The organism is Geodermatophilus sp. SYSU D01186, assembly GCF_054050215.1.
Window position 1 is genome coordinate 14,099 of sequence record NZ_JBJGYW010000038.1, and the last position, 16,235, is coordinate 30,333.

Annotated in this window: 14 protein-coding genes; 2 read left to right on the forward strand and 12 right to left on the reverse strand. The window is 76.7% G+C overall.

Going from position 1 to position 16,235, the window contains the following annotated elements; genetic code table 11:
* Positions 1-150 precede the first annotated feature (150 nt).
* From ACI784_RS21705 to ald, 4 genes are all read right to left on the reverse strand, one after another.
* Entirely contained in the window at positions 151-657 is a 507-nt protein-coding gene (locus tag ACI784_RS21705) for a hypothetical protein (RefSeq protein ID WP_457014864.1), read from the reverse strand.
* On the reverse strand, positions 654-1,562 hold the full coding sequence (locus ACI784_RS21710; protein ID WP_457014865.1) for a ParA family protein: 909 nt from the start codon (positions 1,560-1,562) through the stop codon (positions 654-656). The genes ACI784_RS21705 and ACI784_RS21710 overlap by 4 nt, the downstream gene beginning before the upstream one ends.
* A gap of 215 nt (positions 1,563-1,777) precedes the next feature.
* On the reverse strand, positions 1,778-2,746 hold the full coding sequence (locus ACI784_RS21715; protein ID WP_456924334.1) for a site-specific tyrosine recombinase XerD: 969 nt from the start codon (positions 2,744-2,746) through the stop codon (positions 1,778-1,780).
* Positions 2,743-3,858 carry an alanine dehydrogenase gene (gene ald, locus ACI784_RS21720; protein WP_456924286.1) on the reverse strand — a complete coding sequence of 372 codons (1,116 nt, stop codon included), beginning with the start codon at positions 3,856-3,858 and terminating at the stop codon, positions 2,743-2,745. The genes ACI784_RS21715 and ald overlap by 4 nt, the downstream gene beginning before the upstream one ends.
* A gap of 208 nt (positions 3,859-4,066) precedes the next feature.
* Between ald and ACI784_RS21725 the strand changes: the two genes are divergently transcribed.
* Together ACI784_RS21725 and ACI784_RS21730 are read left to right on the forward strand one after the other, a co-directional pair.
* On the forward strand, positions 4,067-4,672 hold the full coding sequence (locus ACI784_RS21725) for a hypothetical protein (protein WP_457014866.1): 606 nt from the start codon (positions 4,067-4,069) through the stop codon (positions 4,670-4,672).
* Between the two features lie 49 nt (positions 4,673-4,721).
* Positions 4,722-5,420 carry a hypothetical protein gene (locus ACI784_RS21730; RefSeq protein ID WP_457014867.1) on the forward strand — a complete coding sequence of 233 codons (699 nt, stop codon included), beginning with the start codon at positions 4,722-4,724 and terminating at the stop codon, positions 5,418-5,420.
* 154 nt (positions 5,421-5,574) lie between these two features.
* Here ACI784_RS21730 and ACI784_RS21735 read toward each other — a convergent pair whose 3' ends face one another.
* Genes ACI784_RS21735 through steA form a run of 8 tightly spaced genes read right to left on the reverse strand, consistent with a single transcriptional unit; the run spans position 5,575 to position 16,033 of the window.
* Complete coding sequence (locus tag ACI784_RS21735; protein WP_457014868.1) at positions 5,575-6,174, reverse strand: NUDIX domain-containing protein; 600 nt, start codon at positions 6,172-6,174, stop codon at positions 5,575-5,577.
* Between the two features lie 2 nt (positions 6,175-6,176).
* Positions 6,177-7,934, reverse strand: a complete 1,758-nt coding sequence (locus tag ACI784_RS21740) for a CTP synthase (RefSeq protein WP_457014869.1) — start codon at positions 7,932-7,934, stop codon at positions 6,177-6,179.
* Positions 7,891-10,344, reverse strand: a complete 2,454-nt coding sequence (locus tag ACI784_RS21745) for a hypothetical protein (protein WP_457014870.1) — start codon at positions 10,342-10,344, stop codon at positions 7,891-7,893. The genes ACI784_RS21740 and ACI784_RS21745 overlap by 44 nt, the downstream gene beginning before the upstream one ends.
* Positions 10,341-11,489, reverse strand: coding sequence for a glycosyltransferase family 4 protein (locus ACI784_RS21750; RefSeq protein WP_457014871.1), 1,149 nt, complete (start codon positions 11,487-11,489; stop codon positions 10,341-10,343). Before ACI784_RS21750 ends, ACI784_RS21745 begins: the two co-directional genes overlap by 4 nt.
* Positions 11,486-13,105: a murein biosynthesis integral membrane protein MurJ gene (gene murJ, locus ACI784_RS21755; protein ID WP_457014872.1), complete on the reverse strand. Its 1,620-nt coding sequence runs from the start codon at positions 13,103-13,105 to the stop codon at positions 11,486-11,488. Before murJ ends, ACI784_RS21750 begins: the two co-directional genes overlap by 4 nt.
* Positions 13,102-13,953 (reverse strand): hypothetical protein, encoded by an 852-nt coding sequence (locus tag ACI784_RS21760; protein ID WP_456924278.1) that lies wholly within the window; start codon positions 13,951-13,953, stop codon positions 13,102-13,104. Before ACI784_RS21760 ends, murJ begins: the two co-directional genes overlap by 4 nt.
* Complete coding sequence (locus ACI784_RS21765; RefSeq protein WP_456924277.1) at positions 13,950-14,900, reverse strand: copper transporter; 951 nt, start codon at positions 14,898-14,900, stop codon at positions 13,950-13,952. Before ACI784_RS21765 ends, ACI784_RS21760 begins: the two co-directional genes overlap by 4 nt.
* Complete coding sequence (gene steA, locus ACI784_RS21770; protein ID WP_456924276.1) at positions 14,897-16,033, reverse strand: putative cytokinetic ring protein SteA; 1,137 nt, start codon at positions 16,031-16,033, stop codon at positions 14,897-14,899. The genes ACI784_RS21765 and steA overlap by 4 nt, the downstream gene beginning before the upstream one ends.
* Positions 16,034-16,235 lie beyond the last annotated feature (202 nt).

Here is a 16,235-nt window from a genome sequence, read left to right on the forward strand (position 1 = left end):
CCTCAGCGTAGGTAGCTCCCCGGCCGGACCGGTGACGCAGCGCTCCGTGCGGGCTGTCGACGGCCTGTGCACAGACCGTGGCGTCCGGCGCCTCCGGACGACGGTCTGTGCACAGGCTGCGACCGCGGGACCCGGAGGACGCCGGGGAGCTCAGCGGCCCTTGAGCCGCCGGACGAGGACCGACTCCTCGCCGCGCTCGCCCAGGTCGGCGAGCAGGACGGCGATGGCCTCGCGCACGATGCGGCCGCGGTCGGCGGCCACGCCGTGCTCGGCGCGCAACGACAGCCGCGCGCCCTCCAGCGCGAGCAGCTCCTCGGCGGAGATGTAGACGGTGATCTTCTCGTCGTGCTTGGTGCGCTCGGTGCGGGTCGCCCGCCCGCGCGTGGGCCGCGACGGCGTGCGCACGGGGGCCGGTGCCGGGGCGCGGTAGGCCGCGAGGGCGTCGTCGGTGTCGGCGGCGCCGCCGGGGACGAGGGTCAGCGGCGCGGTCGTCTCGGCCGCGGTCGGCTCGCTGCGCCGGGCGGCGGCGCCGCGCAGCGCGGGCGAGCTGACCGTGGCGCTGAGGCTGGGCAGCTCGGTGACCTCGGGGGTCGCCTCGACGGCGTCGGTGCGCCGGAACAGCTCGGCCGCGCCGGGGAGGACGGGACGGCGTGTCACAGGGCCAGGACCTCCTTGGCCAGGTCGCGGTAGGCGGACGCACCGGAGGAGGTGGGCGCCCAGGTGGTGATGGGCTGGCCGGCGACCGTGGTCTCCGGGAAGCGCACGGTGCGGTGGATGACGGTCTGGAAGACGGTGTCGCCGAAGGCCTCGACGACGCGGCTGAAGACCTCGCGGCAGTGCACGGTCCGCGCGTCGTACATGGTCGCGAGGATCCCGGAGATCTCCAGGTCCGGGTTGAGCCGCTCCTTGACCTTCTCGATCGTGTCGACCAGCAGCGCCACGCCGCGCAGCGAGAAGAACTCGCACTCCAGGGGGATCACCACGCCCTGCGCGGCGGTCAGGGCGTTGACCGTGAGCAGGCCGAGCGAGGGCTGGCAGTCGATGAGGATGTAGTCGTACTCGTGCCGGACGTCGGCGAGCACCCGCAGCAGCGTCTGCTCACGGGCCACCTCGCTGACCAGCTGCACCTCGGCGGCGGACAGGTCGATGTTGCTCGGCACGAGGTCCAGGCCCGGGATGTCGGTCTGCACCAGGACGTCGCGCAGCGAGGTCCGCCGCTCCATGAGCGCGTTGTAGATGGTGCGGTCCAGGTTCTGGGCCGGCACGCCCAGGCCCACGGAGAGCGCGCCCTGCGGGTCCAGGTCGATGAGCAGCACGCGGCGGCCGTACTCGACCAGCGAGGCACCCAGGTTGATGGTGGACGTCGTCTTGCCGACGCCGCCCTTCTGGTTGCACATCGCGATGACGCGGGCGGGCCCGTGCTGGGTGAGCGGCTTGGGCTCCGGCAGCGGGCGCACCCGCGCGCGGGCGGGGTCCAGCCGCGAGGCGGCGGCGCCCATCTCCGGTCCGGTGTCGGTCGGGAGCGCGACGGCCGGGGCGGCCACGTCCCCTCGGATCGCCATCGGTCAGGTTCCTCCACCTCGTGCCCGTTCCGGCCTCGGGGGCCGGGGCGGTCAGCCGTTCTGCCGCGCGGGTGATCCAGACGCTAGGGAGGATCCCGCGATTTACCGAGGAGGCACGCCGCGCGCCGTGTCGACATGGCGACCACTGCCAACCCGGAACGGAGGTTCGGGCAGATCTGCTGGCAACTGCCACCGAACCAGCGGGACGCCGACTGTCAGGTGAGCGCCCGCGGGTGGCTGCTGGCGTACACCTCGCGCAGCCGGTCGACGGTGACGAGCGTGTACACCTGGGTGGTCGTCACCGAGGCGTGGCCGAGCAGCTCCTGCACCACGCGGACGTCGGCGCCGCCGTCGAGCAGGTGGGTGGCGAAGGAGTGCCGGAGGGTGTGCGGCGACACGCTGTCCACCAGGTCCACCCCGTCCACCCCACCCGCCCGCTCGGCCGCCGTCCGCAGGATCGCCCAGGCGCTCTGCCGGGACAGCGGGCCGCCGCGGGCGTTGAGGAACAGCGCGCCGCCGCGCACGCCGGAGCGGCCGGCGGCGGCCAGCGCCGGGCGGGCGCGCACGAGGTACTCCTCGACCGCGCGGACGGCGAAGCTGCCCACCGGCACGATGCGCTGCTTGCCGCCCTTGCCGGCCAGCCGCACCACCGACTGGCCGCGGTCCAGGTCGTCCACGGCCAGCCCCACGGCCTCGGAGATGCGCGCGCCCGTGCCGTACAGCAGCTCCAGCAGCGCGCGGTCGCGCAACCCGCGGGGGCCGTCGACGGCGCCGGCGGCCTCGATGAGGGCCACGACCGACTCGACCGGGATCGCCTTGGGCAGCCGCCGCGCCGGCGTCGGCGGGCGCACCTCGTGGGCGACGTCGTCGGGGACCAGCCCGTCGAGCAGGGCGAAGCGGTGCAGCCCGCGGACGGCGACCACCGCGCGCGCGGCCGAGGTCGCCGACAGCGGCGGGTGGGCGTCGTCGCCCTGGCGCAGCGCGGTGAGGAAGCCGGCGACGTCGGACTCGGCGACCTCCGCCAGCCCGCGCACCCCGGCGGCCTCGAGGAACTCGGTGTAGCGGCGCAGGTCGCGACGGTAGGAGGCGATCGTGTTCGCGGCCAGGCCGCGCTCGACGGTCAGGTGGTCGAGGTAGCCGGTGACGGTCCGCGCGACGTCGGTGGCGGGTGCGACGGCGGTCAGTGGAGGACCTCCTCGAGTCCGACGGCGGACATCCCGTGGGCCGCCGCGACCTCGGGCAGCACCACCTGCCCGGCGACCACGTTGACCCCGTGGGCCAGCGCCCGGTCCGCGCGCACCGCGGCGACGGTGCCCTCGGAGGCCAGGGCCATCACGTAGGGCAGCGTCACGTTGGTGAGCGCGTGGGTCGAGGTGTTCGGCACCGCGCCGGGCATGTTCGCCACGCAGTAGAACACCGACCCGTGCACGCGGAAGGTCGGCTCGTCGTGCGTCGTGGGCCGCGTGTCCTCGAAACAGCCGCCCTGGTCGACGGCGATGTCGACCAGCACCGAGCCGGGCTTCATGCGCGCCACCAGCTCGTTGCTGACCAGCGTGGGCGCCTTGGCACCGGGCACCAGCACCGCGCCGATGACGAGGTCGGCGTCGAGCACCGCGCGCTCGATCTCGTAGGCGTTGGAGGCCACCGTCTGCAGGTGCCCCTGGTAGATGCGGTCGGCGGCGCGCAGCTTGTCGATGTCCCGGTCCAGGACGACGACCTCCGCCTGCATGCCCAGGGCGATCGCGGCGGCGTTCATGCCGGAGACGCCGGCGCCGATGACCACGACCTTGGCCGCGTACACGCCGGACACCCCGCCGAGGAGCACCCCGCGGCCGCCGTGCGCCCGCTCCAGGCTGTGCGCCCCGACCTGCGGGGCCATGCGGCCGGCCACCTCCGACATGGGCGCCAGCAGCGGCAGCGCGCCGTTCGCCGTCTGCACCGTCTCGTAGGCGATCGCCGTGGTGCCGGAGGTGACCAGGGCGTCGGTGCACTCCTTGGACGCCGCCAGGTGCAGGTAGGTGAACAGGGTCTGGCCCGCGCGCAGCCGGCCGTACTCCTCCGCGACCGGCTCCTTGACCTTGAGCAGCAGGTCCGCCGCGCCCCACACGTCGTCCGCGGTGGGCACGATGCGGGCGCCGGCCGCGACGTAGTCGTCGTCCGGGATGGAGGACCCCTCCCCCGCGCCCCGCTCGACCAGCACCGTGTGCCCGGCGCGCACCAGCTCGGTCACCCCGGCGGGGGTGAGCGCCACCCGGTACTCGCGGTTCTTGACCTCTCGGGGGACCCCGACCCGCATGTCCGCACTCCAGCTCCCGGTGCGGGGGCACCCGAGGGTGACGGGGCCCCGTCCCGCGTCGTGGGCGCCCGGTCGGGGCGCGCCTCGCGCGGAGTGTAGGCGGGATCACCTGCCGCGCCCGAGCGCAACGGGCCGCGGGCACCGGCACGGGTGAACGCCGTCCGTCCCCGGGTAGGGGCCTCCGGCCCGATCCCCCTGGAGGACCTCGATGCGCCTGTACGCCCCCCGCCCGCGCCTGCGGGGCCTGCAACTGGCCGCGGACGCCGGCATGCTCGCCTGGCTGGTCCTCTGGGTGCTGGTGGCCCGGGCCGTGCACGGCGCCGTCCTGGTGCTCGCCGAGCCCGGCCGGGCGGTCGAGGACCTCGGCGCCTCGGTGGCCGGGAACATGGCGTCGGCGGCCGAGGCCGCCGGCGACGTGCCCCTCGTCGGCGACGACCTCGCCGCGCCCTTCGACGCCCTGGGTGCCGCGGGGACCTCCGCCGGCAGCACGGGGCAGGCCGTGCAGGACGCCGTCGGCACCCTCGCCACGGTGCTGGCCGTCGTCCTCGTGGCGCTGCCGGTGGGCTGGCTGCTGCTGCGCTGGGCGCCGTGGCGGCTGCGCTGGGCGCGGGAGGCCGGCGCGGCGCAGGCCCTGGCCGCCGCGGATCCGGACGCCCTCGCCGCCCGGGCGCTGGCCACGGCACCGCTGCCCCGGCTGGCCGCGCTGCCCCCGGGCACCGCGGCGGCCTGGCACGCCGGTGACGCGGCCGCGACGCGAGCGCTGGCGGGCCTCGAGCTGGAGCGCCTCGGGCTGACCGCGCCGGTTTGGCGTTGAGGACGGCCCCACCCGTGCCGATGTCCCTCCCGGAGACCCGGAGGTGGGCATGGCCGGAGGGCGGCGGGGCGGTCGGCAGAAGGGCCGGCGGGACGGACGGCGGCGACGCGGCACCGGCCGGCGGTACGGCACCGCCGTCGGGGTGGTCGCCGCCGGGCTGGTCACGCTGAGCGCGCCCGCCACGCAGGTGGCCGCCCAGCTCACGGCCGTCAGCCGGCCCTCACTCCCCTCGGCGCCCGCCCCCGTCGTCCCGCCGGCCGCCGCCCTGGCCGAGGAGACGGCGACCCTGCCGGTGACCGTCGCGCCGCCGGTGGTCGCCACCGGCCCCGCTCCGCTGGCCCCCCGGGGCGTGCAGGTCGACGTCCCCCACCCGATGGTGCCCCGCGGGGTGCCGATGGAGACCGAGCTCCCGGAGGCACTCTGCGGCAGCACCGGCAGCCCGCGGCGGATCAGCCCGACGGTCGTGCCCGGCCCCGGGTCGGCGGCGGTGAGCTGGCCGGCGGACGGCCACACCGACGTCCGCCGTTACCGGGTGCAGGCGGTGAGTCAGCGGCTGGTGCCCGGTGCGCAGCCCGTGCCGCCGCAGCAGGTCGTCGCCCAGGCCGCCAACTGCGTGGAGGTCGGCGCCACCCTCGCCGGCCTGGAGCGCGGGGTGCCCTACGTCTTCTGGCTGGAGGAGGAGATCGAGGTGGACTCGGCCCTCCGCTGGGTGCAGGTGGGCACCTCGAGCCCGGTGACCATCGGCTGACCCTCCCGGACGCCTGACGTCGGCGAGCCGGACGGGGCCGGCGCCGGCCCTGGTGGTCGTTGCCGGATGCTCGTGCTCTGCCCCGCCACGTGGGCAGAGCACGAGCATCGGCGAGAGGGGTGTGGACGCCGGCCGCGCGCGTCCCGGTCCCGGACTACTCCGCGTCGGCCGGGCGCAGCTCGGGCTTCGTGGCCCGCACCTGGGCGGCGGCCAGCACGCCGATGACCGCCGAGGCGTTGCGGATGCCGCCGGCGAGGACCCGGGCGACCGCGTCGGCGAGCGGCACCCGCTCCACGGTCATGTCCAGCTCCTCGTGCTCGACGACGAAGCCGTCGGGCCGGTCGATCTCCGAGAGCCCCTCGGCGAGGTAGATCAGCACCTGCTCGTCGCAGAAGCCCGGGGTGCTGAGGTTGTTCACCATCAGCGACCAGCGCTCGGCCGACAGCCCGGCCTCCTCCGCCAGCTCCCGCTTCGCGGTGGCCAGCGGCGCCTCCCCCTCGGCGTCGCGCAGGCCGGCCGGCAACTCCCACAGGTACCCGCCGACCGGGTGCCGGTACTGCCGGACCATCACGACCCGGTCCTCGTCGTCCACGGCGGCGACGCACACGGCGCCGATGTGCCGCACGACCTCGCGGTCGCTGGTCCCGCCGCCGGGCATGGCGACGGTGTCCCGGACCAGCGTGATGATCCGGCCCTCGTGGAGGGTCTCGGAGGCCAGGACCTCGTACTCCCCCGGCCGGGCGGGCTGCGTCACGGTCAGATCCCGACCTTCTCCGCCTCGTCCACCGGCACCGGCAGCCGCGCGGACTCGGAGAAGTCGATCGCCGCCTGCACGAACGCCGCGAACAGCGGGTGCGGCCGGGTCGGGCGGCTCTTGAGCTCGGGGTGGGCCTGGGTGCCGACGAAGAACGGGTGGGTCTCCCGCGGCAGCTCGGCGAACTCCACCAGCAGCCCGTCGGGCGAGGTGCCGGAGAACACCAGGCCGGCGTCGGTCAGCCGGTCGCGGTAGGCGTTGGCCACCTCGTAGCGGTGCCGGTGGCGCTCGGTGATCTCGGTGCTGCCGTAGGCCTCGGCCACCACCGAGCCCTTCTGCAGGGCGGCCGGGTAGCTGCCCAGCCGCATCGTGCCGCCCATGTCCCGCTGCCCGGCGACGACGTCCACCTGGCTGGCCATGGTGGCGATGACCGCGTCGGGGGTCTCGGGGTCGAACTCGGCGGAGTTGGCCTCCTCGAGCCCGGCCAGGTTGCGCGCGGCCTCGATGACCATGCACTGCAGGCCCAGGCACAGCCCCAGCAGCGGGACGCCGTTGACGCGGGCGTACCGGATGGCGCCGAGCTTGCCGTCGATGCCGCGGACGCCGAACCCACCGGGGATGCAGACGCCGTCGACGCCGGCCAGGGCGTGCGCGGCGCCCTCCGGGGTCTGGCAGTCGTCGGAGGGCACCCAGCGGATCTCCACCCGGCTGCGGTGGGCGAACCCGCCGGCCCGCAGCGCCTCGGTGACCGACAGGTAGGCGTCGGGCAGGTCGATGTACTTGCCGACCAGCGCGATCGTCACCGTCTGCTTCGGCGAGTGCACCCGGTCGAGCAGGTCGCCCCACACGGTCCAGTCGACGTCCCGGAACGGCAGCCCCAGCCGGCGGACGACGTAGGCGTCCAGGCCCTCGCGGTGCAGCACCTTCGGGATGTCGTAGATCGACGGCGCGTCGGGGCAGGAGATGACCCCCTCGGCGTCGACGTCGCACATCAGGCTGATCTTGCGCTTGAGCCCGGTGCCGATCTCCCGGTCCGACCGGCAGACCAGCGCGTCGGGCTGGATGCCGATGCTGCGCAGCGCGGCCACCGAGTGCTGGGTCGGCTTGGTCTTGAGCTCGCCCGACGGCGCGATGTAGGGCACCAGCGAGATGTGCAGGAAGAAGCAGTTGTCCCGGCCGATCTCGTGCCGCACCTGGCGGGCCGCCTCGAGGAAGGGCAGCGACTCGATGTCACCGACGGTGCCGCCGATCTCGGTGATGACGACGTCCACGCGCTCGGCCGACTCGGCGCCGGCCAGGATCCGGGCCTTGATCTCGTTGGTGATGTGCGGGATGACCTGCACGGTGTCGCCGAGGTACTCGCCGCGGCGCTCCTTGGCGATCACGTCGGAGTACACCTGGCCGGTGGTGACGTTGGCCCGCCCGGTGAGGTCGGTGTCGAGGAAGCGCTCGTAGTGGCCGATGTCCAGGTCGGTCTCGGCGCCGTCCTCGGTGACGAACACCTCGCCGTGCTGGAAGGGGTTCATCGTGCCGGGGTCGACGTTGAGGTAGGGGTCCAGCTTCTGCATGGTCACCCGCAGACCACGGCTGGACAGCAAGGCCCCGAGGGAGCTGGCCGTCAGGCCCTTGCCGAGAGAGGAGACAACTCCACCGGTGACGAAGACGAACTTCGTCGGCTGGGAGTTGTGGAGGAGACCCTTAGCCCCGTAGTCATGGTCACGCGTTCCAGACGGTCGATCCACGGGAGACGACCGTAACACGGTCGGGCCCGGCGACCGGGTCGGGACCGGGAGTGCCGTCGGCCACCTCGGCCCCCTCGCGGCCGCTGGTGCGCGGTGCCGCGGCCAGCCAGACCAGCAGGGGCACCAGCAGGGACGCCGCGGTCGCCGGCAGCGCCACGCCCGAGTCGTTGACCGCCGCGCCGACGGCCAGGCTCAGCGCGGTCGCCAGCAGGCCGGCCCGGAGCGTGGCGAGGTCGTCGGCGGCCAGCAGGTCGGGGCGCCCGCGCAGCAGCCCGGGGCCGCGCAGGGGCGCCGGCAGCAGGCCCTGCACCCACCCGCCCCGCCGTCCCCCGGCCGGGCGGACCAGCCACACCGCCGCCACCAGGGCCACCGGCAGCATCCAGGCCAGCGGGCTGCCGAGGAGGATGCCGAGGTTGGCCTCGGCCTTGCGGCTGACGACGGTCCACGCCTCGCCGGTGAGCACCTGCTCCACGAAGCGGCCCAGGTGACTGCGGTCGGCGGCGGGCCGCAGCCAGTCGGCGACCGCCAGGCTGCCGACCGCGACCACCGCCAGCGCCAGCACCGCGGCCAGCCGGGTCAGCGTCACGCGGGTGCGGGTGAGCAGCATGGCCAGCAGCAGGAACCCCGGCAGCGCGGCGAGGACGCCACCGAAGTCGCGGCCCAGTGCGGGCGTGCCGATGACTGCCGCGACCGCGACCCCGGCCGCGAGCACCGTGCCGCCCACGACCGCGCGGGACCGGGACGCCGGGGCCCGCCGCCCCGCGGCCGCCGCCGCGAAGGCGGTCAGCAGCAGCGCACTGACCGCCAGCAGGCCGAAGGTGAGGTTGCCGTACCCGGTGAAGCGCCCGGCGACGATCGCGTCGTAACCGAGCAGGCCGCCCAGCTCCAGGTGCGAGCCGGTGAGCACGTCGCCGACCAGGGTGGCCAGCGTGATCGCGAGCACCGCCGCCGGCGGGCCGAGGCGGGCGGTGCGCCACGGGCCGAGCGCGGCTCCCACCGTGACCGCCGCGGCGGTCAGCAGGACCGATGCGGCCAGCGCCAGTCGCGGCGCCCCGGTGTCCTCCCAGGGCAGCAGACCGGCCAGGTGGGTGGCCACGGGCAGGGCCGCGGCGCCCAGCGCGACCGGGCGGACCGCCCCGCGCAGCCACTCCCCCGCCCGGCGCGGCGCGCGGTCGCGGCGCCGCCCCCCGGCCACCAGCAGCCCGAGCCCGACGACGGCGGCGTCCACCGCGACCAGACCCCAGAAGAACGCGCCGGTGCTGCGGTAGTGGACCGCGGCGGTGGTGTTGGCCCGGTCGAGGACGTCGACCGCCTCCGCCAGGGGCGGCCGCTCACCGGCGACCCGCAGCGGCTGGCCGTTCATCGACGCCGGGACGTCGAGGCCGAGCGCGGTGAGCACGGTCGGCGCGACGTCGATCAACTGGGTGTACGGGGCCCGGCCCGTGCTCGCCGAGTCCAGCCACCCGGCCTCCTCGAACCCCGGCCCGGAGGCGATCCCGACGTGCAGCTGCGGACGGCCGTCGTTGACCTCCGACACGCCCTGCAGGAGCAGCAGGGTCTCCCCCGGTGCGGCGTCCACGGCGGCGGCCAGCCGGCCCACCGCGGCGTCGATCTCGCCGACGGCGGTGGCCCGCGGCCGGGGTTCGGTGCCGGTGTCGCTGCTCTCCAGGTCGGCCTCACCGGCGTCCACCAGCGGGTCGAGGGAGACGAGCGTGAGGGGGCAGCCGGCGAGCAGCTCGGCCACCTGCGCGGGGTCGGCGGGCAGCCGCTCCCGCTGGGTGAGCGCGACGCCGGGCGCGGCAGCGGCCAGCGCGGGAGCGCGGCCGACGACGGTGGCGCAGCCGACCGCGGCGCCGAGCGCGGCCGGCTCGGCCCCGAAGCGGGCGGTGGCCGGGTCGGCGGCCACCGCGGCCACCGCCGAGTGCGGGTCGGCCAGGCCGGCCGCCGCCAGCCGCTCCTGCAGTCCGCAGTGCGACAGCGACGGCGCGGCCGGGGGCACGGCGGGCGCCTGCTCCTCCTCCGGGACGGCGTCGTCGGCCGGCGCGGCGCCGGGATCGGCCGGCTCGCCGTCGGTGCCGGGTGCCTCCCCGGGCAGGGGCACGGTGGGCAGCGGGACCGGCGGGATCGACTCGTCCGGTGCGGGGAATCGTGCCCGGTTGCCGGCGCCGAGGGTGGCCCAGCCGTCGAGCAGGCAGCTGGTGGCGCGGGCGGCGCGCACCGAGACGGCGCTGATCGGGGCGTCGTCGGCCAGCGCCCACAGGTTCGGGGTGGCGTCGGGGTCCAGGTCGCTCCAGACCAGGCCGGGCACGCCGACGACGAGGACGCGGTCGGCTCCCGCGGGCGCCGCGGCGGCCGTCGTCGCGCCGCCGGCGAGCAGCACGGTGAGGACCACGGCCAGCAGGGCGGCGGCCCGGCGGACCGGGGTCATCGGGCGCCGGCCCCCGGGGGACCGAGCAGCTCCCGGTAGACGGCGACCAGCTGGCGGGCGGTGGCCGCCTCGTCGGGCCAGGTGGCCGCCTGGCGGGTGCCGGCCTCGGCGAGCCGCCGGGCACGGTCGGCGTCGGTCAGCAGGCCGGTGACCGCCTCGGCCAGCGCCGCGGCGTCTCCCACCGGGACGAGCTCGGCGGCGTCCCCGAGCAGCTCGGGCAGCCCGCCGGTGCGGGTGGCCACCAGCGGCGTGCCGGAGCGCAGCGCCTCCTGGGCGGTCAGCGACCGGGCCTCCCAGCGCGAGGGCAGCACCACCAGGTCGGCGGCGGCGAGCAGGTCGGCGACGTCGGCGCGGCGGCCGAGCAGGGTGACCGGCAGCTGCTCGGCGGCGATGCGGGCGGTCAGCTCCCCCTGCAGGGGCCCGTCGCCGGCGACGGCGACCAGCGGCGGTGCGGGCAGGCGGGCGTCGGCGGACCAGCGGGCGGCCGCGTCGAGCAGGACGTCGTAGCCCTTCTGCGGGTGCAGCCGGCCCACGGCCACGACCAGCGGGCGCCCGTCGGCGAGGCCGAGTCCCGCGCGCACGTCGGCGGCGGGCCGGCCCGGCGGGGGCAGCGGCGGCGCCGACACCGGGGCCACCCGCACGTCGCGGGCGCCCTGCCGCCAGGCGTTCTCGGCGAGGTCGCCGGAGGCGGCCAGGACGAGGTCGGCGCCCCGGATGGTGGCCCGCTCGGCGGCGCGGAGGACCCGGCGCAGCGGGCCGCCGCCGTCGGGCAGGGCGTTGTGCAGGGTGAGCACCAGGGGCCGGCGCCGGTCGCCGAGCCGGCGGGCCGCGGCGGCCACCAGGCCGGCGCGCAGGCCGTGGGCGTGCACGAGGTCGGTGCCGGCGGTGGCGCGGCGCAGCGCGGCGACGGCGCGGGCGTCGGCGGCCGGGGCCAGGCCCGCGGAGATGCCGACGGGGCTGAACTCCGCGCCGGTCGCGGTGAAGCCGAACAGCTGCTCGGTGGCGGCCGGCCCGCAGACCGCGACGTCCGCGCCGGCGGCCAGCAGCGGGGGCAGCACCGCCCGCACGTGGGTGCCCACGCCGCCGGTGCTCGTGGCGAGCACCTCGGCCACCCGGCGGCCCTGCAGCGGCAGCGGGTCAGTCACCGTTGCACCTCCCGGTCCGACGTCCGCAGCCCCCGCACGGCCGACCGCAGCGGGCCGCGCGCCGTGACCATCATGACCGCCGCCACGACCGCGAGCGCCACCGCCGCGGCGAGCACGCCGGCGCCCATCACCGACACCAGGCTGCCTCGGGGCACGGGGTCGGCGTCCAGCGCGCGGGCGGTGAGCAGCCCGGCGGCCGCGCCGAGACCGGCGGCGAGCAGCGCGGGCAGCCCGGTGCGCGGCACCCCGGCCAGCGCGGCGGGCCCCGCCACCCGGGCGACGACGGCCAGCAGCGCCAGCCCGGCGACGGTGACCCCGAGGGTGTGCCCGGCGGCCAGCGCCGCGCCGCGGTCGGCCGGCGGCAGCACCCCGGCGAGGACGACGTCGGCGGCGACCGCGAGCAGCCAGCCGCCCAGCACGCACACCGTGGGGGCCTTCCACAGGCCGCGGGCGTACAGGGCGCGGCTGAGCAGCGCGACCAGCCCGTAGCCGGCCAGCCCGGGGGCGAAGGCGACGATCGTGTCCCGCAGGGCGCCGACCGTCGCCGGCGGCTCCCCCGCGAGGAAGACCCGCGCCATCGGCCCGGCCACGGCCACCAGCACCGCGACGGCGGCCAGCGAGGCGACCAGGACCAGGGCGGCGGCCGGGGCGAGGGCCCGCCGGTAGCCGGCCTCGTCGCCCACCTCGGCGCGCTCGGCCAGCCCGGGGTACGCCGAGGTGGCCAGCGGCACCGCCAGCGCCGCCCACGGCACCAGGAAGAGGGTCAGCCCGGCGACGTAGACGACCTGGGTGCCGTCGGGGGCGCCGGCGTTGGCCAGCCGGATGGCGACCACGGCCACCAGCTGCTGGCCGGCGAGGGTGAGCACGCCGGCCACCGCGAGCCGCCGCACCCGCGGAGCCGCGCCGACCGGGAAGCGCAGCGACGGCCGCAGCCCGAGCCCCAGCGGGCGCAGGGCCGGCAGCAGGCTGAGGGTCAGGGCCACCACGCCGAGCGTCGTCCCCACGGAGAGGACCAGCTCCGCCGGCGTCGTCAGGCCGTCCGCCGACCGGCTGCCCCCGATGGCGGCGAAGGTCAGGTACGCCCCCGCGACCACGACGCTGGACAGCAGCGGCGCCAGGGCGGGGGCGGCGAAGCGGCGGTGGGCCTGCAGGACGCCGGTCAGCACGATGCCGATGCCGTAGAGGACCACCTGCGGGGCGAACACGAGCAGGAACCGCGCGGCGAGGTCGACCTGCGCCTCGTCGTCGGAGCCGAGCAGCAGCCGCGCGATCGGCTCGGCGAGGACGGCCAGCAGCACGGCCAGCGGGGTCAGGACCAGCAGGCTCCAGCCCAGCAGCGCCGAGGCGGTGCGCCGGACCTGCTCGCGGTCCCCGGTGGCGATGCCCCCGGCGAGCATGGGGACGACGAGGCCGGCCAGCGCGCCGCCGGCCACGACCTCGAACACGATGTTGGGGACGTTGTTGGCCGCGAGGTAGGTGTCACCGGTGCTCTCGGCGCCGACGGTGTTGGTGAACACCAGCGTCCGGGCGAAACCGGCCAGCCGCGCCAGCACGGTGAGGACGGCGATGAGGGCGGCGGCGCCGGCGACCCCGCGGAGGACCTGCCGACGCGTCATGCGCGACGGCGGCCGAGCCGGTCCAGTTCCCGCAGGCCCGGCGTGGCCTCGATGACCTCCGTGAAGCTCACCTTCTCGCTGGCCAGGGTGAGTGCGACGACCGCGGCCAGCAGGCCGGCGCGGGCGGGACGCCCCGGGATGGCGGCCAGCCGCAGCCCGAGCAGGGCGCCCACGGAGTTGGCACCGCAGTCGCCGAGCATGACCCGCTCGCCGAGGTCGGCGGGCAGGACGGCCAGGGCGGCTCCCAGCGGGCCCGCGACCAGCCCGCCGGCGCGACCGCCCAGGCCCGCGGCCGCCGCCAGGCTCGCGGCCTTGGCGGCGCGGCCGGGGCGCAGGTCGAGCAGGTTCACCAGGTTCGCGGTGCCGGCCACCAGGCCGGTGGTGAGGACGGCGTCGGCCAGCGCCACCGGGCCGCGCCCGCGCCGCGTCAGCAGCGCCGAGGCCGCGGCGGCCGCGCCGATGCCGGCGACCTTGACCGCGCCGGCCGACACCCGCCCGGCGCGCAGGGCGGCCAGGTGCCCGGCGAGGCCCTTGTCGCGGGCCTGCTCGGGACGGGCCCCGGCGAGGTCGTCGTAGGCCCCGACCAGCCCGGAGGCGGTGCCGGCCAGCAGCGCCGCGGCGCGGGTGCCCGCGGGCGCCCCGGCCGCCGCGGTGGCGGTGGCGGCGACCGCCAGCGCGGGTCCGCCGAGCAGGGTGACCGGGCGGCCGGCGTAGTTGGTGCGGCGCCACGGCGCCCCGGCCGGGCGGGCGGTGACAGCGGCGGCTCCGGCCAGCGCCACCCGGGCCGCGGCCGCGCCGCCCAGCGCCAGCAGCGCCGTCCGCCGGGCGCCGTCGGACCGGCGGGTCACGGGGTGGCGGCGGGGACCGGGGGCACCGGCTGGGTGTCCTCGCCCGTGCCGTACTTGCCGGAGGTGCCCTCGCCCTCCCGCCCCAGGGCCAGCACGGTGCTGATCCGCCCGGCGGAGGCCACGACGTTGTCGACGGTGGACACCGCGGCGGAGAACCCGGGGTCGGCGCGGATGACGCCGACCAGGCCGGTGTCCCGCGCGCTGGCGGCGTCGCCGGAGACGACCGCACCCGAGCCGGCGGCGTCCAGCGCGACGGCCAGGTCGACCAGGGTGCCCGTGCGGTCCTCGGCCTCGTCGTCGGCGAAGGCGCCGGCGGTGAGGACGACGGCGAAGTCGGCCGGGGTCACCGACGGCGACTCCTGGGTGAGGACCTCCAGCGCGGACAGGCCCGCGAGGACCGAGGAGAGCGCGGCGGTGTCCGGTGCCGGCGCGCCCCCGGCCGGCCGCATGAGGACCTGCGCCAGCAGCGACCCGACCAGCTGACCGGTGTCGTCGGTCTCCGGGAGGGTCAGGCCGGTGGGCAGGCCGGGGCCGGTCACGTAGCTCTGCAGGCTGGCGGCCGTCGCGGGGTCGCTGTACTCCGGCTGCAGGCGGAGGGTGCCGGTGACCGCGCCGCCGGCCTGGCCGACCAGCGTGGCGACCTCCTCGACGGTCTCGGCCTCGACCTCCTCGCTGGTCACCACGAGCACGACGCTGCGGCCGCCGAGGCTGCCGGCGACCAGCGCGGGGGCGACGGCGTCCTCGAAGGCGTCGCCGGTGTCCAGCTGGGCCTGCAGCTCGCGGGACTGGTCCTCCAGCGACCGCTTGTCCGCGGCCAGCGCGTCGACCTGGCTCTCGAGGTCGCTGAGGATCGGCTGGTTGAGCGCGGTGGTGCCGATGACGATCCCGAGCGCCACGGCCAGGAACACCGCGATCAGCGAGACCAGGTGGTAGCGGAAGTCGATCACGAGAAGAGGTTCTCCAGCCAGAACACGAAGCTGTTCCATTGGTCGAGCAGCAGCTCGAAGTAGACGCGGCCGGCCGCGGACACCGCGAGGGCCGACCCGATGGCCACGAAGGCGGCCAGCACCAGCACGACCAGGGTCAGCGTCGAGATGCGGCTGCGGTACAGCCGGCTCACGCCCTTGGCGTCGACCAGCTTGCCGCCCAGCCGCAGCCGGGTGAGGAAGGTCGAGGCCATGCCGCCGCGGCCCTTGTCGAGGAACTCCACGAGGGTGGCGTGCGTGCCGACGGCGACGATGAGCTTGGCGCCCTTCTCGTCGGCCAGCAGCATCGCGATGTCCTCGCTGGTGGCCGCGGCGGGGAAGGTGATGGCGTCGACGCCGAGGTCCTGCACGCGGGCCAGCCCCGGCGCGCGGCCGTCGGCGTAGGCGTGGACGACGACCTCGGCGCCGCAGCGCAGGACGTCGTCGCTCACCGAGTCCATGTCGCCGATGATCATGTCCGGCTGGTAGCCGGCCTCCTTGAGCGCGTCGGCGCCGCCGTCGACACCGATGAGGACCGGCCGGTAGTCGCGGATGTAGGGCCGCAGCGCCTGGAGGTCCTCCTTGTAGTCGTACCCACGGACGACCACGAGCGCGTGCCGGCCCTCGATGGGCGTGACGACGTCGGGCACGCCCACGCCGTCGAGCAGCAGCGCCCGCTCACGTTTCATGTACTCCATCGTGTTGGTGGCGAAGGCCTCCAACTGGACCGACAGCCCGGCTCTGGCCTCGGCCATCGCCTCGGCGATCGTCTCCGGGGTCTGCTCGGTGCCCTTGGCGAGGACGGTGCCGTCGTCCAGCAGCAGCCGGTCGCCGTCCACGCGGACCTGGGCGCCCTCCTTGACCGCGGAGAGCACCTCCTTCCCGACGTTGTCCACCAGGGGGATGCCGGCGTTGGTGAGGATCTCCGGGCCCAGGTTCGGGTAGCGGCCGGAGATGCTGGCCGAGGCGTTGACGACGGCGGCCACCCTGCAGGCGACGAGGGAGTCCGCGCTCACGCGGTCGATGTCGACGTGGTCGATGACGGCGACGTCGCCGGGGCGCAGGCGCTTGGTGAGGTTCTTGGTCCGGCGGTCCAGCCGCACGGTGCCGGTCACTCCCGGTGCCGACTCCGGTGCCCGGCCACGACGGAGGGAGCCGATGCGCATGGCCTACACCCTCCCACGGGCGCTCCGGCACGCCGTCGTCCGACGCGCAGGGGCAACCGTTCCGTCACGTTACGTGAGCGACACCACGGGGCGCGCGACACGCCGGGCGCGGTGCCGCGACGGGACCCGCCGGAGGGTCCAGGTCGGCTGG